The organism is Paraburkholderia strydomiana, assembly GCF_031456815.1.
Classification (GTDB): domain Bacteria; phylum Pseudomonadota; class Gammaproteobacteria; order Burkholderiales; family Burkholderiaceae; genus Paraburkholderia; species Paraburkholderia caledonica.
In genome coordinates this window covers 419,004-435,362 of record NZ_JAVDVL010000001.1, presented here as the reverse complement: position 1 = coordinate 435,362, position 16,359 = coordinate 419,004, and the positions used below count along the sequence as shown (strand labels likewise).

Below are 16,359 nucleotides of genomic sequence, written 5' to 3'. Positions count from 1 at the left end.
AACATGTATGCGATTACCGGTGTGACAGGGCAGGTTGGTGGCGCGGCGGCGCGCGCTTTATTAGCTGCCGGACATGAAGTACGCGCTGTCTTGCGCGACGAGAAAAAGGCCGCGCAGTGGGAGGAGCGTGGCGCCCAGGTGGCGATCGCATCGTTCGAGGACGCCGAAGCGCTCGCCGCAGCCTTTCGCGGCACGGCAGGCGTATTCGTGATGATGGCGCCGAACTTCGCGCCGGAGCCTGGTTATCCAGGTGCACACGCGGGAGCCGCTGTACTCAAAGCAGCGCTGACACAGGCGCGGCCTGAGCGCGTTGCGGTATTGTCTTCGGTTGGCGGCCAGCGTGTGTCCGGCCTTGGCCTGATCACGCAGGTTCATATTCTCGAAGAGGCGCTCGCTGACCTGCCGTTGCCCACCGCCATCCTGCGGCCCGCCTGGTTCATGGAAAACTCGCTGTGGGACATCGCGCCGGCTCGCGACACGGGCGTCATGTCGAGTTTCCTTCATCCGCTCGAGCGCGCGTATCCGATGGTCGCGACGGCCGATATTGGCCGCGTCGTCGCAGATACGCTTGCACAGTCCTGGCAAGGGCGGCGCGTGATCGAGATCGAGGGCCCGCAGCGCTACACGCAGCACGAAATCGCGGCGCTGCTTGGGCGGGTACTGGAGCGTGACGTGAAGGCGCAAGCGGTGCCTCGCGATCAATGGGAAGCGCGGTTTCAGGCGCAAGGCACGGCCTGGCCGGCGCCGCGCATTGAAATGCTCGACGGCTTCAACTCGGGCTGGATCGATTTCGAGCCAGGCGTAAACGAGCACGTAGTGGGCAACACTGCCCATGAGACAGTGCTCGCCGAACTCGTCAAGCGCGCTGGCTGATCGGTTCGAAAGGTTGCAACGCAAACGGCGAATAGCGCGGCGCAGTGTTTCAAGGTCGCGCGGTGACGCGTTATTCGCACTGCGTTAATTCACCCTGAATGTCTGTGCGCCAACGCTCATTGGCAATCAGAAAATTGATTGGCCCGTATAGGTCGTCAACCATTCGAGTGCGAGAACTCCGGCCAGTGAATTGCCGTTTGCATCGAGCCCTGGCGACCATACGCACACTGCCATTTCTCCGGGCAATACCGCGACGATTCCGCCGCCCACGCCGCTCTTGGCGGGCAGGCCGACGCGGTATACGAAATCGCCGGCTGCGTCGTAAGTACCGCACGTTAGCATCAGCGCGGAAAGACGTTTCGCGGAACTGGTGTCCAGAATGCGCTCGCCAGTGGACGGCGCCACGCCATGATTGGTCAGGAACAGTGCTGCCTTCGCGAGTTCAACGCAGCTCATGGAAATCGCGCATTGACGGCAATATGCATCGACCACAACTTCCGGCGCCATTTCCATATTGCCGAAACTGGCCATGAAATGCGCCATCGCACGATTGCGGTGGGCGTGCTGCAACTCCGATTGGGCGACGCGCAGATCGTAGTCGATGCTTGCTTCGCCTGTTAAGCGCCGCATGAATTCGACGAGCGCGGTTTCGGCCTGAACGAAGCGCCGGCACAGCACGTCGGTCACGATCAATGCGCCGGCATTAATGAACGGATTGCGCGGCTTGCCGTGCTCCGCTTCGAGCTGAACCAGTGAATTAAACGCATTGCCCGACGGTTCTCGACCGACACGTTGCCACAACTCGTCGCCAAGCAGCCGGAACGCCATCGTGCAGGCAAATAGCTTTGAAATGCTTTGAATGGAAAAGCGCGTGTCTGCTTCGCCGATCGTAAATACTTCGCCGGATGGCGTGACGATCGCCATGCCGAAGCTGTCGGCGGGGACTGTCGCCAGTTGCGGAATGTAATCGGCGACTTTGCCGGTGCCGAGGAAAGGCCGCAAGTCGCGATGGATCTGTTCGAGGATGGATGCGTAGTTCATGAGGCTCAACCCTGTGGAGCCGCGATTCTACTGGCAAGCATCCGCAATGTGTCGAGGCGGGCGCCGCGCGAAGCTTTGAGAGCCACTGCGACGCCCGCGCTGCCGTCAATGCGCGCCTGCTGCGTCCTGACCGCCGCCCTTTGCGGGCCGGGTGATCCAGATCAGCGGAATGATCAGAATGAAGATGACCGCCGATATAAAGAAGATGTCGTTCAGGCCCATCATCGCCGCCTGCGTATTCACGGTGAAATCGAATAGCGCGTGCGCAGATTGCGTGTTCATATGCAGCAACGACTGCGTCGAATCGATCTGCTGGTTGAACAACGGGTTGTTCACGGATGCGCGTTCGGTGAGCCTTTCATGATGCAGCACTGTGCGGTTGTTCCAGGCATTGCCCGCTACCGAAGTACCCACCGCGCCGCAAAACACGCGAGCGAAGTTCGACAGGCCGGCCGCCGCCGGGATCTTTGCGGGCGGCTGTCCCGAGAGAATGATCGACGTGAGCGGCACGAAGAAGAGCGCCATTGGAATGCCTTGCAATAGCGTTGGTATCACGAGGTGCCAGGTGTCGATTTCGATCACGTACTTCGAGCGCATATAGAAGACGATCGCGAAGCCGACGAAAGCCATCGTCGCGATGATGCGCGCGTCGGAGCGCGGCAGCACGCGGCCCATTACGGGCGCGAGAATCACGGCGAAAATCCCGAGCGGCGCGGTGACGAGACCTGCGTCGACCGAGCGGTAATTCAGATACTCCTGCATCCACTGCGGCAACAGCACGAGATTGCCGAAGAAAACGCCGTATGCGACGGAGATCGCAATCGTGCCGCCCAGAAAGTTGCGCTGCTGGAAAAGCCGCAAATCGACGATCGGGTTCTCTTCTGTCAATTCCCACACAAGGAAGAATGCGAAGCTGATCAGCGCGGTAATGCCGAGAATGACGATAACCGGCGACGCGAACCAGTCGAGATCCTTGCCCTTGTCGAGCATGATCTGCAACGAAGCTACCCATGTAATCAGCAGGCCCAGACCGACCACGTCGATTGGCGGCTTACGGGTGGGCGACTCGCGAGTGCGATAGATCATCCACGTGACGCCGGCAGCAAACAGGCCCACCGGAATGTTGATGTAGAAGATCCACGACCAGCTGTAGCTGTCGGTGATCCAGCCGCCGAGCGCCGGGCCCGCGATCGGACCGACGGTGGCGGTCATTGCCCATAACGCGAGCGCGGTCGACGCTTTCTCCTTGGGATACGAGCCGAGCAGAATGGCTTGCGACAGCGGAATCAGCGGACCAGCCACGGCGCCCTGGAAAACCCGCGCGAGCAGCAGGATCGGCAGTGTCGGCGCGATGCCGCACAGCCACGAGGCGAGCACGAACATCAGGATCGCGCCGACGAACAGCTTCACCTGGCCGATGCGCTGTGTGAGCCAGCCGGTGAGCGGAATCGAAACGGCATTGGCCGCGGCGAACACGGTGATGACCCAGGTGCCCTCGTCGACTGAAACGCCCAGGTTGCCCGAGATGGTCGGAATGGCGACGTTCGCTATCGACGTGTCGAGCACGTTCATGAATGTGGCGAGCGCGACGGCAATCGTCGCGAGCACCAGTTGGCCGCCTTGCAGCGGCGGTGGAGGGGCGGGTGGGGCGGACGCGGGCGCGGAAGGCGCCGCGGACGGTGGTTGGCTCAAGAGATTCTCCCGGATCGATGTGCCGCGGACCTCGCGCGCCGATACCCCAGCACTGCTGCGTGGGCATGCGCCGCTTTCTGCCGCTAATGTGCCGCCACGATGCCGCTAAGTTGCCACGAAGTTGCCACTCAGGGTGCCATTCATGCGCCCCAATGCGACGCTCATGCGACAGGCAGCGCCATACGGTGAGGCGGGTCCGCTGGATGCTCGCAAAAGGATACCTGTATTCATCTTTCGACGTCGCCGACGCGCGCAGGCAGAGGCGGCACGAGCAAAGCCGACAGCGTATGCTCGCGGCTAGGGCCGATCCAGACTGCATATGCTGCAGTTTGCGACGCAGCAGGCGGCCGCCATCAACCGCAATTCAAATACAGCAAAGGAAAGCAATATGGCCTGGGAGCAATTCGAACACGGCTGGCGGCGTGCGCCGCTGACTGCGCCTGCCAAGGGACTGGTGGTGCTGATGCACGGCGTGGGCAGCAATGCCCGCGACCTGATGCCGCTCGCGGACATCTGGAGCGAGCGTTTGCCCGACGTGGCCTTCACGTCGCTCGACGGCACCGATCCCTTCGACGGCGGTTTCGGCGGGCGTCAGTGGTTCAGCTTGCGTGACATTAGCGAAGGCAACCGCGAAGCGCGCGCTGCGACGGCCTATGCCGCGCTGCGCCGCATGCTCGAAGCCGAGCTGGCTCATTGGCAACTTTCTTTCGGACGGCTTGCGCTCGTCGGCTTTTCGCAAGGTTCGATCATGGCGCTACATCATGTGGCGACGAGCGCCGAGGGCGCTGCATGCGTCGTCGCCTACTCGGGGCGGCTTGCGTCGCCCGTCGGCGCGCATAACGGCACACCGCTCACCCTGATTCACGGCGAGGAAGACGAGGTGATTCCAGTTCAGGAGCTCGAATACGCCGCCGACGCATTCAGCGCGGCCGGCTACACCGTCGATGCCTATGCGTTGCCAGGCGTGGGCCACACGATCAGCGCGGACGGCGTCGCGCTCGGCGAGCAGGCACTCGAGCGCACGCTGGGCGCTTTGTCGCGCGATTGATACAGATCGCTTGAAAAGCGGGGCTAAAGATATCGATCTATTTGCCGTTAACTGCTCATAGCACGAAAATCACGCCCGTCGCGGGACTGCGCAGTGCCCGCGGCAGGGGTGACCGGGGGCGCATTTTTCATGCTGCCGTGCATGGGCGCTAACGACGCAAACAAGCGACGCAACTGAGCGAAGCCACGACGCGACGCTACAGAGCGACACAACAGAGCCTTCTTATGGCCAAACCGACGCCGCATCACCCGCTTTTCGACCGACTGTTCCGCCAGGCCGTGACGGTGGACCTCGGCACGGCCAATACGCTCATTTACACCGACGACGGCGGCATCGTGCTGAATCAGCCGTCGGTTGTCTGCTTCGAAAAAGATCACTCGACCGGCCCAAAACGCGTCACGGCGGTGGGCGCCGAGGCGCGCCAGCTTCTCGGCCGGGAGCCGCGCAATCTGGAAGCCGTGCGCCCAATGCGTCATGGCGTGATCGCCAACTTTTCCGCCGCTGAGCACATGATCCGGCAGTTCGTCGATATGGCACGCCCGCGGCAATTGTTCAGCCGCCGCGCAGCATTCACGCTGTGCGTTCCTGCGAGCGCGACTCAGGTCGAACGTCGCGCGATCAAGGAAGCGGCCGTCGCGGCAGGCGCGTGGAAGGTCAGTCTGATTGACGAATCGCTCGCGTCGGCTGTCGGCGCGGGTTTGCCGGTGTCCGATGCGACCGGCTCGATGGTCGTCGATATCGGCGGCGGCACCACGGAAGTCGGCGTGATCACGCTCGGCGGCACCGCGTATAGCGGTTCGATCCGCGTGGGTGGCGATACCTTCGACATGGCGATCATCAGTTACGTGCGTAATCTGTATGGCGTGCTGCTGGGCGAGCAGACCGCCGAGCACGTGAAGAAAAATATCGGTTCGGCTGTGCGCGACGTGCCGGCCGAGCACATGAACGCGACTGGGCGCAGCGTGGACGACGGTTTGCCGCGCACGGTGCAACTGAGCAATCATGACATTGCCGACGCGATAGAAGGACCGCTGCGCCAGGTGATCGGCGCTGTGAAACGCGGGCTGGAAATGGCGCCCGCCGAACTCGCCACCGACATCGCGCACAACGGCATCGTGCTCACGGGCGGCGGCGCGCTGCTCGGCAATCTGGAGCGGCGCCTCTCGAACGAGATCGGCCTCGAAGTGCGCGTGGCCGACGAGCCGCTGACGTGCGCCGTGCGCGGCGCGGGCGCGGCAGCCGCCGCCGGCTTGCTGGAAGAGTTCGCTTACGAGTAAGTCGACCGTAGCCTGCCGCGCGTTTTCGGCAGCACTCCAGCCGCGAATCTGCCGACCGGCACCGCAAGACGGGGCTATGTGACAATACATGTCACGTGGCGCTGGCAGATTCCTGCAAGCGCTCGATCCTCCCACTCAATTCATCCGGCCGGCGTTGCGGCGCTGCCGCGAACCATCTGTGAATCGATCCGCTTCTGAGTCCTTCGGTACTTCCGCTTCCTTTATCGAACTGGAAAGCGGTTTGCGCATGCCCTATGTCGAGGCTGGCGAAGGCGGACTGCTGCTTTTCGTGCACGGCTCGCTTTGCGATTATCGTTACTGGCAGCCGCAACTCGCCGGCCTTTCGAAGCATTACCGTTGCGTCGCGGTGAGTCTCACGCACTATTGGCCGATGACCGATACCAGGCCTGACGCCCCGTTCAGCTGGAGCGCGCATGCGGATCAGGTTGCGCAATTCATCGAGCGTTTCGGCGTGGGAGCGGCCCACGTGGTCGGTCATTCGCGCGGCGGCTGCGTCGCGTTTCATTCCGCGCGTCGTTACCCGCAGCACATACGCACCCTGACCCTGGCGGACCCGGGCGGCCCGTTGCAGATCGCCGGCCGGCCACCCGCAAGCGTGCCCGAAACAGTCAACGCGTTGCGAGCGCGGGCGGCGCAGTTGATCGAGGCCGGCGACGTGGAGGCGGGCCTGCAACTGTTCGTGGATTCGGTGAGCCGCCCCGGTTTCTGGGCGATGAGCACGCCGGCTTTTCGCCGGATGGCAACCGACAACGCGGCCACGCTGCCGCTGCAACTGCGCGATCCGTTGCCGCCTTACGTGCCCCAAGAGGCCGCCGACGTGCGTTGCCCCGTGCTGCTGATAGACGGCGAAAAAAGTCCGGAGATGTTTCGGCGCACGGCGGCCGCGTTGCAATCGTGGTTGCCCGACGCACGGCGCGAAACGGTGCGCGGCGCGTCGCACGGCATGAATCTCGCGCATCCGTCGGCCTTCAATCGTTACATCGACGAATTCATTCGCGCGACGAACGCCAGGTGACCGGCGGATCTTTCAAACGGATTGCTTAGGCCTTGCGATGCGCGTCCTTGTCGAGCGCGCGTTCCGCCGCTTCGCCAACCAGGCCGTGATAATAGAGATGCACGCCGATCGCGAGCGAGTCGTTGCGGATCTCGTGAAACGCTTTCCACGCTTTGGCCGGATCCTTGAACAGCAGGTAGTGCGCTTCATGTGCGATCAGATCCGCGACTTCGTGCAGCCCGTGCCCATGCAATACGTCGACTAGCGCGTCGAGGCTGCGATGCGTGCGCGCGTCGGTGCGCGGATACAGCATGTGCAGCACGGCGACGTCCTGCGTCTTCAAAGCCGCCGAGAGGGCAACGACGATGTCCTGATGGTTCAGCGCGCTGACGGCGCTGTCTTCGCTATGGACGTGGTCCGGAAAAAGCGTTTCAAGAGAGGCGTTCATTCGGGTTCTTCCTGTTCTTCTGGCTGATTAAAAAAGGCCCGCCTAAGCGCGGCGGGCCATGACAGCGATGTGTCCGCCGGGCAAGCAGAACACGAATTCAGTATCGCAGATGCGTCGCTGCGTACTCAGTCCTGCCAAAGCAAAACATTGTTGCTGTTTAGCGTCTCAAGGCAGGTCTCAAGGCAGCGACTAATCGAGCCAGGCGGCGCGACGTTGCGGGTGCAACAGGTCCGCAACGCGCCAGAACGCGGGGCGCTCTGCACGTCCTGTGCCACCGAAAAAAACCGAAACTCCCCCGCGAGAAGTTCGTCTGAAGAGACCAGACCTTCTACAATCGGAAGCGACCGGGCACCACCCGCCGCAACCGGAAGTGAAGCGAAACGCAGCAGCGAACCATAGGAGCGACCCTGATGCAGCAGCCTGAAGCCCTCGGCGGCCTGTCCCACTCGGGCGGAATCGATCACCGCGAACCCGAGCAGGACGGCGTTTTCATCCCGACGGAAAACCTCAACGTTGCCAGCGCCACGCAGCACGTGCTGAAGTCGGGCGACACCTTCATCGTCAACGATCCTCTCGGCGATATCACCGGCCACGACGACGGCCTGTTCGTCAACGACACCCGCGTGCTTTCGCAACTGCGCCTCACGTTCGGTGGCCGCGCGCCCTCGCTGCTGTCGGGCAGCGTCAGCAGCGACAACACGTCGTTTACCGCGCATCTGACCAACCGTCCGTTGCCCCCGCTCGGCGGCGACAGCACGCCTGAGGGCGTGATCCACGTGGAGCGCGTGCGCGTGCTGTCGGGCACGGTGCTCAACGAAGCAATCGAACTCACCAACTACGGCGCGAGCGACGCGATCGTGCCGCTGTCCATTTCGTTCGGCAGCGACTTTCGCGACATGTTCGAGGTTCGCGGCCTGAAGCGCACGAAGCAGGGGCGCATCGAGGCGCCGCGCGTGGAGAACGACGAAGTGCTGCTGGGTTACGTCGGTCTCGACGACGTGGCGCGTAATGTGCAGATCGCTTTCGCGCCGCAGCCGGACAAGCTGTTCGCCGACCGCGCCGACTACACCGTCAAGCTGCCGGCTCAGGCATGCGTGTCGATCTATCTGTCGATCGCGGTTCAGGTGGTCGCACAATCGCCGGATGCGCCAAGCGCCGGCGTGTCGTCGCCGACCCATCCGGTGAGCGAAGCACATATGTCGCAGATCGACACCGAGCGGCCGCGCGTCGGCCGCACGGCGGTGCGCGCCGCGCTGGTGGATGCGCACCTCGTCATGCGCGAACGGCGGCGCGTGACCGCGCGCGTGCGTTCCAGCAATCCGCTTTTCAACGCGTGGATCGACCGTTCGCTTGCCGATCTCGGTTTGCTGACCACCGACCTCGCGACCGGCCCGTATCCGTATGCGGGCATTCCATGGTTCTCCACGCCGTTCGGGCGCGATGCCGTGATTACGTCGTTGCAGACGCTCTGGTTGCAGCCGCAACTCGCGGCCGGCGTGCTGCGTTTTCTTGCCGAGCATCAGGCAAGCGAGAACTCGCCGTTTCGCGACGCCGCGCCCGGCAAGATCATGCATGAGATGCGCAAGGGCGAAATGGCGGCCACCGGCGAAGTGCCGTTCGCGCTGTATTACGGCGGCGTCGACACCACGCCGCTCTTCATCGTACTGGCCGGCGCTTATGCGGCTCGCACGGGCGACATCGCGCTGATCGACGAACTGTGGCCGGCGCTGGAGCGCGCGGCAGGCTGGGTCGCGGGTGTTTGCGACAAGAATCGTTATGGGCTGCTCGACTATCAGCGCGAGTCGGACGGCGGCCTCGCGAACCAGGGCTGGAAGGACAGTCACGATTCCGTGTTTCACGCCGACGGTCGCTTCCCCGATGGTCCGATCGCGCTCGTCGAAGTGCAGGCTTATGCGAGCGCCGCGTTCGACACCATGTCTCACTTTGCAAAGCTGCGCGGCTTGCACGACGCAGCCGCGCAATACAAGGCGCGTTCGAAGAGACTGCGCGAGTGTGTCGAAGAAAAGTTCTGGATGGAAGAGTCCGGCTTCTATGGGATCGCGCTCGACGGTCACGGTGAACTGTGCCGTGTGATGGCGTCGAACGCGGGTCACCTGCTGGCTTTCGGTTTGCCTTCGCGTGAGCGTGGCGAAGCGGTGGTTCGCGCGCTCGACTCCACGCTGTTTCACACAGGCTGGGGCGTGCGCACGCTGGCCGCGAGCCAGTCGCGTTTCAATCCGATGGCGTATCACAACGGCTCGGTCTGGCCGCATGACAACGCAATCTGCGCGCGCGGGCTGTCGCACTACGGCGGCAAGGCAGCGGCGGTGCGGCTGTTGCAGGCGCTGTTCCAGGCGGCCGTCAATTTCGACATGCGTCTGCCCGAGCTGTTCTGCGGCTTCCCACGCCGACGCGGCGAGCCGCCCACCGCCTATCCAGTCGCCTGCCTGCCGCAAGCGTGGGCAGCGGGTTCGCCGTTCATGATGCTGGAGGCGTGCCTCGGCATCACGATCGACGCCGAACGCCGTGAAGTGCTGATCGAGCAACCCATGCTGCCGGAGGGCATCGACTGGCTCGAAGTTGGCGATCTGCGGGTCGGCGACGCGTCGGTGTCGATCACCTTCCGCCGCATCGGCGAGAAGGTGGTGGCCTCCGCTGAGCAGGGCGACGTCCGCGTCGTGGCGCTTCTGTGACGTCACCTGCGTCGTCCGCGGCGGTACGGCCCGCCGCCGGTCGGCAGCAGGTTCTGCGCCCTGAGTGCGTCCGTTATCCGGCCTCGGCTTAGTCGGGCTTCTTCAGGCCGCTTGGATTGGCAGGCGTGCCGGGCGATGCGTCAGGACGAGGCGGGCGGGCGCCTTCGTCTGGGGCCACGATAATGCCCGAGCCGACCGGCAGCGACGCACTGCCGGTCGCCGGTGCGGAAGCGGGGGCTTGCGGCTTCGCGCTGCCCGTCGAGCTTGCGTCCGTGCGTGCGCGGCTGGTCCCTGAGCCCGCCGTGCCGCCCTGTGCATGCGCTGTCCCTGCGAACGCGAGCGCCAATGCGATTGCGACGAGTCTCGTGAGCATGACGGCTTCCTCCGTCTGAAATCGGCGATGGCGCGCGGCGGCACGCATGTGCATCGCCGGATATGCATATCGGATTCATAGCCCAGCGCAGAGGGTGGGTCAATCAGGGGGAAATACTCCGTTTTAATTGCAGGCCGTAGGGCACCGCAGGCAGGCCTGCGCAGGTTGCGCTTCGTGCAGCGGCATGCGGATTGCGAGTGGGGGAACGCAGAGGCAGTGCTTGCGCCGAGGTCTTCGACACGGGCGGCATTAGCCTACGTGTGAACGGAGGAAAGCGTCGCGAGAGGCGCTATTGAAGCGTCGTGCGCACTCACGCTGTACCGACGCTCGCATCCCGATCCGCGTCCGCGTCCGGTTCCGGCTCGGTTTGTCCGTGCGAAATGCGGTAGGTGCCTTTGCCGGCCTTTTTTGCGCTGTACATGGCCTCGTCGGCACGCCTGATCAGGTCGTCGACGGGTTCCTGGGCGTCCGCCAGCGCAATACCGATACTCGTGCCGATATGGATGGTGCCGCCCGCCGTTAGCGGATAGGGCTTCGCTATTTCGCGGATCACGCGCTCGGCGATTGCAACGACCGCATGCAGAGCGGCATTCTCGACGATCACGGCAAACTCGTCGCCGCCGAGGCGTGCGGCAAATTCGCCATGCCGCAGCGTTTCGGTAAGCCGCGTCGCGACTGCTTCGAGAACTTCGTCGCCGGCAGTATGGCCATGCCTGTCGTTGACCTGCTTGAAGCCGTCCAGATCCAGGTAGAGCACGGCGGTCCGCGTATCGCTGCCGCGGCGCGCGCTCGACAGAATCTTCCCAAGCCGCTCGCGCAGTTCGCGCCGGTTCGCAAGTCCGGTAAGCGAGTCGTGGCGAGCCAGATACAGCACCTTCGCCTCGCTGTGCCTGCGCTCGGTCACATCTTCGATAATCACGACGGCGCTGCCGTCCGGCACAGGATTTCGCGTCAATTCCAACTGGCGGCCGTTGGGCAGTGCGAGTGCGAGGGGGCGCCGTTTTTCGCGGAGCCACGCGGAGCATTTTTCCGTGAACTGCTGACCCAGCCGTTCGCCGAACTGCACAAAGCCGAGATGGCCGATGAACTCGGGTAACGGCACGTTCAGTTTCAGCGTGTCGAGCGTCGCGCCGAACAACTGGGCGGTGCGGCTATTTGCAATGGCCACCTTTCCCGACCGGTCGATGGTGCAAAGCCCATGCGGCATGTGAGTGAGCGCGGCGTCGAAGCGCACTGCGAGTTCGGCGTGATTCTGCTCCGCGATCATCAGGGCGACGAGTCCCCTGTAGTGGCGCTGCACGATAGATATCATGGCGCCGACGTAGAGAAGCAAAGGGGGCACGAGGATCCACGAGCCGGCGATAGGCGAGAACAGTGCGCCCAACCCGATGGGTATCGTGACGAGGCATATCTGTGCGATGGCGAGGCGCGGTACCGAAGCGTTCCGCGAAGCGACTCCGCCCAGAATGCCCGATGCGACCATGAGGGCGAGCGATGCCAGAGTGGTGTCGGCGGTGCCGACGCACCCCATGGTCCCCAGTCCGAGCATGAGGCTCGTTGTGAGGCACAACGGGGCGTACGTCGCTGCCCACGGACGCGGGTTGAGCGGGCTGTTCCGGTTATGCGACGTGTACGCGTGAATGATGCTCAGGCGTCCTAGCAAAACCCACGCGTCCGCGAGCAGCCAGAGAATCGCCCACGGCTGATGCAGGCGCGCGTAGGCCACCGCGGCGACGAATGCACTGGCAACCACTGACATGAGCAGAGGCCGCCTGTTGTCGAAAAGCGTCGCCAGCAGCCGGGCACGAATGGACGGCGATACGGCCGCGCCAAGTTCGGGCGGAGTCGCGAGAATCGACTTCGAAACGGAAAGATTTACTGCCATGGTACCGCTGGGGTCAGTGCTGGGGCGGAGCTACATTGCCTGTCTTAACGGCGAAGGGGGGCGGTTCTTTATGGGGAATTGCCCGAGGGGCGCGCTCGCGGTTCTTTGGCAGGTTGCAAACGGAAACTGGTGCGGTTCGTTCCCGTCAGCGTTGCGTTGCCGAATTGCGCGCGTTATCGGCTACGCAACGACTTGGTCCGGTTAGTCAGTCGCCGCCTTGCGTCGCGAACAGGGACATGGAGCTGGGGCCGTGACGCATCATTAGCGAACGACAGGCATCCACAAGGTGTTCCGCATCCATCGGCTTCGTCAGGAAATACCCCTGGACGTGGTCGCAGTTTGCGTCGCGCAGCGTGCGTAGCTGCTGCTCCGTTTCGACACCTTCGGCCGTCACTTGCATACCGAGTTCGTGCGACATCTGGATGATGCCCCGGATAATCGACGCGGTGGCTGCGTCGCGACCCAACCCCGCGGTAAAGGAGCGGTCGATCTTCACCGTATCGGGTGAGAAGTCTGCAAGATAGCGCAGGCTGGAATAACCGGTGCCGAAATCGTCGATGGCAATGCGCACGCCAAGGCGCTTGAGTGCCATCAGCGTTTCCTGCGCGAGCGACGGGTTTTCCATCAATGCGCTTTCGGTCAACTCTATCTCGAGGCAACGTGGCGGCAATGCATGCTTGCGCAGCGCGTGGTCGACCACCGCGACTATCGTGTCGTCCCTGAGTTGACGCGCCGACACATTCACCGACATGCAAAGCGCCCTGCGTCCGGCAGCGCGCCAGATTGCCAGTTGCGCGAGGGCCGCATCCATGACCCATGCCCCGACTTCGACAATGAATCCGCTTTCCTCCAGTATGGGGATGAAGCTTCCCGGTCCGACCATTCCTCGTGTTGGATGATTCCACCGAACGAGTGCTTCAACGCCTTTCACCGCCAATGAAGCCGTCTCGTGAATACCCTGGAAATGAAGGACGAACTGCTCTGACGCAAGCGCCATAGGCAAACTGCGCTCGAGTTCGAAATCGCCAAGTACATCGCTCGACGCTTTGTCGGCAAAGCGGAAGCCGTTGCGGCCACCTTTTTTCGCCGCATACATTGCGATGTCCGCGCTTGTGAGGAGCGCCTCGTGATCCCGGCCGTGCTCGGGAAAGAGAGAGATGCCGATCGATGCCGTAACGAATGGCGCAGCGTTGTCTTTCCGGACGTCGGTAGAAAAGACGTTCAGAAGAGACTGTGCCAACCCCGCCAACGCAGCCTTGTCAGTCTCGCCGCTGATGATGACCGCGAACTCGTCGCCTCCGAGACGCGCAATGCATGCGTCGGAGGGCAGCGCCTGCTGAATAGTATTCGCGATGTCCTGCAACAGACGGTCGGCGGCCGTATGACCCAACGTATCGTTAAGCACCTTGAACCGGTCAAGGTCGATAAACATGAGGCCGAACGGAACGTTCTGTCTGCACAGTGTTTTCATCCGCCGAACGAGGGCGGTACGGTTGGCGAGACCGGTGAGTCCATCGGTGTAGGCTAAACGGTCGAGTGCCGCGAGGCGTTCCTGCTCCGACGTAATGTCCTCGCTCACGCCGATAATGCGCACCACGGTTCCGGACCCATCGCGGACCGGGTAGGCCGTGCTTCTGATCCAGCGCAGGCAACCATCGGGGCGCCGGATGCGGTATTCCGAGCGGCCTTCGACCCCTTCCGACGCGATACGATGCATCTCCGCCAGCAACGGCTCCAGGTCCTCGGGCAATACCAGGTCGAGCCACGCCGAGGGCCTCGTGCTGAGTTCCTGAGCTTTGATGCCGAACACGCGCTCAACGCCCGCACTCACATGATAAAAATGTTCGAAATGCGCGCTGTACGAGTAGAACACGAGCCGGACATGCGACTCCATCTCGTGCATGAGTTCATTGCGTTCGCGGAGTGCTTTTAGCAACTCGCACTGCTGAGTGACATCTTCTGAAGCACACAGAAGCGCGACTACCGCGCCGTTCTCTGCAGTAACGGGTGTCAGCGTCGAATTCCACCACTTGGTGCGTCCCTTGGTCGTCGGGCAACTGCCGGTGAAAGAAGCGCTCGTTCCGGCAAGAGCGGCACGCCACGCGTGCTCGGCGGCCGTGCGCTCGTCGCCGCTCCAGAAATTGAGCCAGTCCGCGCCGCTGAGTTGTTCCGGCGACTCGGCTTCCATCAACGCGGCTCCGTGCTCGGACACCCGCAACATTTTTGCATCGGTATCGAGCACCTTCAGGCAGTCGCGATTCGCGTTGAGAAGCCCACTCGCGAGTGCAATTGCGGCGCGCTGCCGGGCGTGGTCAGAAGCGAGCTTTCGACCGATAGCCACGAGCCCGACGACGCCTGCGGCCAGTGCCAGTGCAAGACGTACGGTGGTTGCCGCTTCGCTGGCGACGCGATGCGCCAGAATGCCTAAGCCGATGCCGGCGGCGGCAGCAATGAGGAGACTGGCAAGCGGTAGAGTGCTGCGTTGACCGTACTGGCCGAGAAAATACGAGAGAAACTGCTGGTTGCGGGCCGACGAACTAGTGACGCCTGCGTGAGTATTGCCCTGAGACCGCTCTCGACTGGAAGGTTTAGGGCGCCATGCCGCTTTGATTCTCACGCTGTTCTCCGACTGCCTGTTCGCGTGACCGTTCGAATGCCGCGTGCCACTACGTCCCTAGTATTACGGTCCATTTGCGCGAATCTTTAATGGCGGGGTGCCTGAGAACGGGCGGTTCTTCGTCGGGGCGCGTGGGCGCGCGCCTCTGCTTTGTTGGAGGGCCGCTCTACAGATCTATTGCCGGCCGCCGATAAGATACTTAATGCGTGCAGTGGTTAACAATGGACGATAAGTCCAAAGCTGTGCGGATAAGCGAGCGAAGCTCTACGCCGAGCGGCGAGATATTGTGACGTCTGGCGTTATCGGCTCGACGCCGAAGCAGACAATGACGGTAAATACGAAATGGCTTCTTTCAAGATTCACGATCACGCGGCCGAGCAGCCGCAAAAATGTTCCGGGTGCCGGGACACAACGCGCCCGCCCGTTGAGATCGGGTTCGCGTTTCAGCCCATCGTCGATGTAAGCGCAAGCGCGGTGTTCGCGTGCGAGGCGCTGGTGCGCGGCCCAAATGGCGAATCTGCCTATTCGGTGCTCTCGCAAGTCGATGACGCAAACAAATATCAGTTTGACCAGCACTGCCGGCAGATCGCCATTGCCAGTGCAGCCGCGCTCGGTCTAGACGCATTTCTGTCCATCAATTTCATGCCCAACGCGGTCTATAAGCCCGAGGTTTGCATAAGGAGCACCCTCGATGCAGCGCGAACGCATGGCTTTCCTATTGAGAGAATTATCTTCGAGACGGTGGAAGGCGAGCATTTGACTGATCGCTCCCATCTCGTCGACATTTTCCGGACGTACAAGCAGTTTGGCTTCCTGACGGCAATCGATGATTTCGGAGCCGGTTATTCCGGGCTTTCCCTACTGGTCGATTTCCAGCCCGACATCATCAAGCTCGACATGGGACTTTTACGCGGCATCGACACTGACGGTGTGCGTCAGCGCGTTGTGCGAGGCGTCCTATCGATCTGTCAGGATTTAGGTATTCGCGTGGTTGCGGAGGGCATTGAAACCAAGGGCGAGCGCGACTTCTTCATTGCGCATGGCGTCAGTCTCATGCAAGGCTATTTTTTCGCTAAACCGGGTTTCAAGTCCATTCCGACCGTTGATGCGGCCGCGTATTTAACCTGACGGCGGGCAACTCAGCGCGGACTTTCCAGGCCAGACCATCACCAAGGCGCCGCAAGCGCCGTACCCGAGGCGAGCTTCCGCTCGCTTTCGATGCTTCATGCCCATGCCGCTCTTGCGAGCGGCATGCGGCCTTGTGCGCCTTCCTCTTCTCTATAAGAAGCCAGCAATACTCTGTGCCGCTCCACGTATGCGACGGCAGGCATAGCGGTTGCGTATCGCTTACCGCCCATGCGACGTGATGCATGCCAGGTCGATCAGAGTACGACTGC

Annotated in this window: 12 protein-coding genes; 6 read left to right on the top strand and 6 right to left on the bottom strand. The window is 62.6% G+C overall.

Features of this window, described 5'->3' with window-relative positions; all coding sequences use genetic code 11:
- The first annotated feature begins 3 nt into the window (after nucleotides 1-3).
- Nucleotides 4-873: an NmrA family NAD(P)-binding protein gene (locus J2W46_RS01955; protein ID WP_310350818.1), complete on the top strand. Its 870-nt coding sequence runs from the start codon at nucleotides 4-6 to the stop codon at nucleotides 871-873.
- A gap of 126 nt (nucleotides 874-999) precedes the next feature.
- Here J2W46_RS01955 and J2W46_RS01950 read toward each other — a convergent pair whose 3' ends face one another.
- Both J2W46_RS01950 and J2W46_RS01945 read right to left on the bottom strand, forming a co-directional pair.
- Entirely contained in the window at nucleotides 1,000-1,914 is a 915-nt protein-coding gene (locus tag J2W46_RS01950) for a glutaminase (protein WP_131318608.1), read from the bottom strand.
- A gap of 105 nt (nucleotides 1,915-2,019) precedes the next feature.
- Nucleotides 2,020-3,606: a DHA2 family efflux MFS transporter permease subunit gene (locus tag J2W46_RS01945; RefSeq protein WP_214880152.1), complete on the bottom strand. Its 1,587-nt coding sequence runs from the start codon at nucleotides 3,604-3,606 to the stop codon at nucleotides 2,020-2,022.
- 388 nt (nucleotides 3,607-3,994) lie between these two features.
- Between J2W46_RS01945 and J2W46_RS01940 the strand changes: the two genes are divergently transcribed.
- From J2W46_RS01940 to J2W46_RS01930, 3 genes are all read left to right on the top strand, one after another.
- A complete protein-coding gene (locus J2W46_RS01940; RefSeq protein WP_027805079.1) occupies nucleotides 3,995-4,654 on the top strand; it encodes an alpha/beta hydrolase in 660 nt (219 codons plus the stop codon).
- A gap of 224 nt (nucleotides 4,655-4,878) precedes the next feature.
- Complete coding sequence (gene mreB, locus J2W46_RS01935) at nucleotides 4,879-5,931, top strand: rod shape-determining protein (protein ID WP_020070913.1); 1,053 nt, start codon at nucleotides 4,879-4,881, stop codon at nucleotides 5,929-5,931.
- A gap of 247 nt (nucleotides 5,932-6,178) precedes the next feature.
- Nucleotides 6,179-6,967, top strand: coding sequence for an alpha/beta fold hydrolase (locus J2W46_RS01930; RefSeq protein ID WP_310352004.1), 789 nt, complete (start codon nucleotides 6,179-6,181; stop codon nucleotides 6,965-6,967).
- Nucleotides 6,968-6,992: 25 nt separating this feature from the next.
- On the opposite strand, the gene J2W46_RS01925 is transcribed toward J2W46_RS01930, so the two are convergent.
- Nucleotides 6,993-7,394 carry a hypothetical protein gene (locus J2W46_RS01925; RefSeq protein WP_020070910.1) on the bottom strand — a complete coding sequence of 134 codons (402 nt, stop codon included), beginning with the start codon at nucleotides 7,392-7,394 and terminating at the stop codon, nucleotides 6,993-6,995.
- Between the two features lie 410 nt (nucleotides 7,395-7,804).
- On the opposite strand from J2W46_RS01925, the gene J2W46_RS01920 reads away from it, so the two are divergent.
- The gene (locus J2W46_RS01920; protein ID WP_020070909.1) at nucleotides 7,805-10,087 is read left to right on the top strand and encodes an amylo-alpha-1,6-glucosidase; all 2,283 of its coding nucleotides are present in this window, start codon (nucleotides 7,805-7,807) and stop codon (nucleotides 10,085-10,087) included.
- Nucleotides 10,088-10,175: 88 nt separating this feature from the next.
- On the opposite strand, the gene J2W46_RS01915 is transcribed toward J2W46_RS01920, so the two are convergent.
- The 3 genes from J2W46_RS01915 to J2W46_RS01905 all read right to left on the bottom strand — a co-directional run bounded on the left by J2W46_RS01915 (nucleotide 10,176) and on the right by J2W46_RS01905 (nucleotide 14,962).
- Nucleotides 10,176-10,460 (bottom strand): hypothetical protein, encoded by a 285-nt coding sequence (locus tag J2W46_RS01915; RefSeq protein WP_310350814.1) that lies wholly within the window; start codon nucleotides 10,458-10,460, stop codon nucleotides 10,176-10,178.
- A 310-nt stretch (nucleotides 10,461-10,770) separates the two neighbouring features.
- Nucleotides 10,771-12,345 carry a diguanylate cyclase domain-containing protein gene (locus tag J2W46_RS01910; RefSeq protein WP_310350812.1) on the bottom strand — a complete coding sequence of 525 codons (1,575 nt, stop codon included), beginning with the start codon at nucleotides 12,343-12,345 and terminating at the stop codon, nucleotides 10,771-10,773.
- A 205-nt stretch (nucleotides 12,346-12,550) separates the two neighbouring features.
- On the bottom strand, nucleotides 12,551-14,962 hold the full coding sequence (locus J2W46_RS01905) for a putative bifunctional diguanylate cyclase/phosphodiesterase (RefSeq protein WP_310350809.1): 2,412 nt from the start codon (nucleotides 14,960-14,962) through the stop codon (nucleotides 12,551-12,553).
- Between the two features lie 342 nt (nucleotides 14,963-15,304).
- Between J2W46_RS01905 and J2W46_RS01900 the strand changes: the two genes are divergently transcribed.
- On the top strand, nucleotides 15,305-16,090 hold the full coding sequence (locus J2W46_RS01900; protein WP_310350807.1) for an EAL domain-containing protein: 786 nt from the start codon (nucleotides 15,305-15,307) through the stop codon (nucleotides 16,088-16,090).
- Nucleotides 16,091-16,359 lie beyond the last annotated feature (269 nt).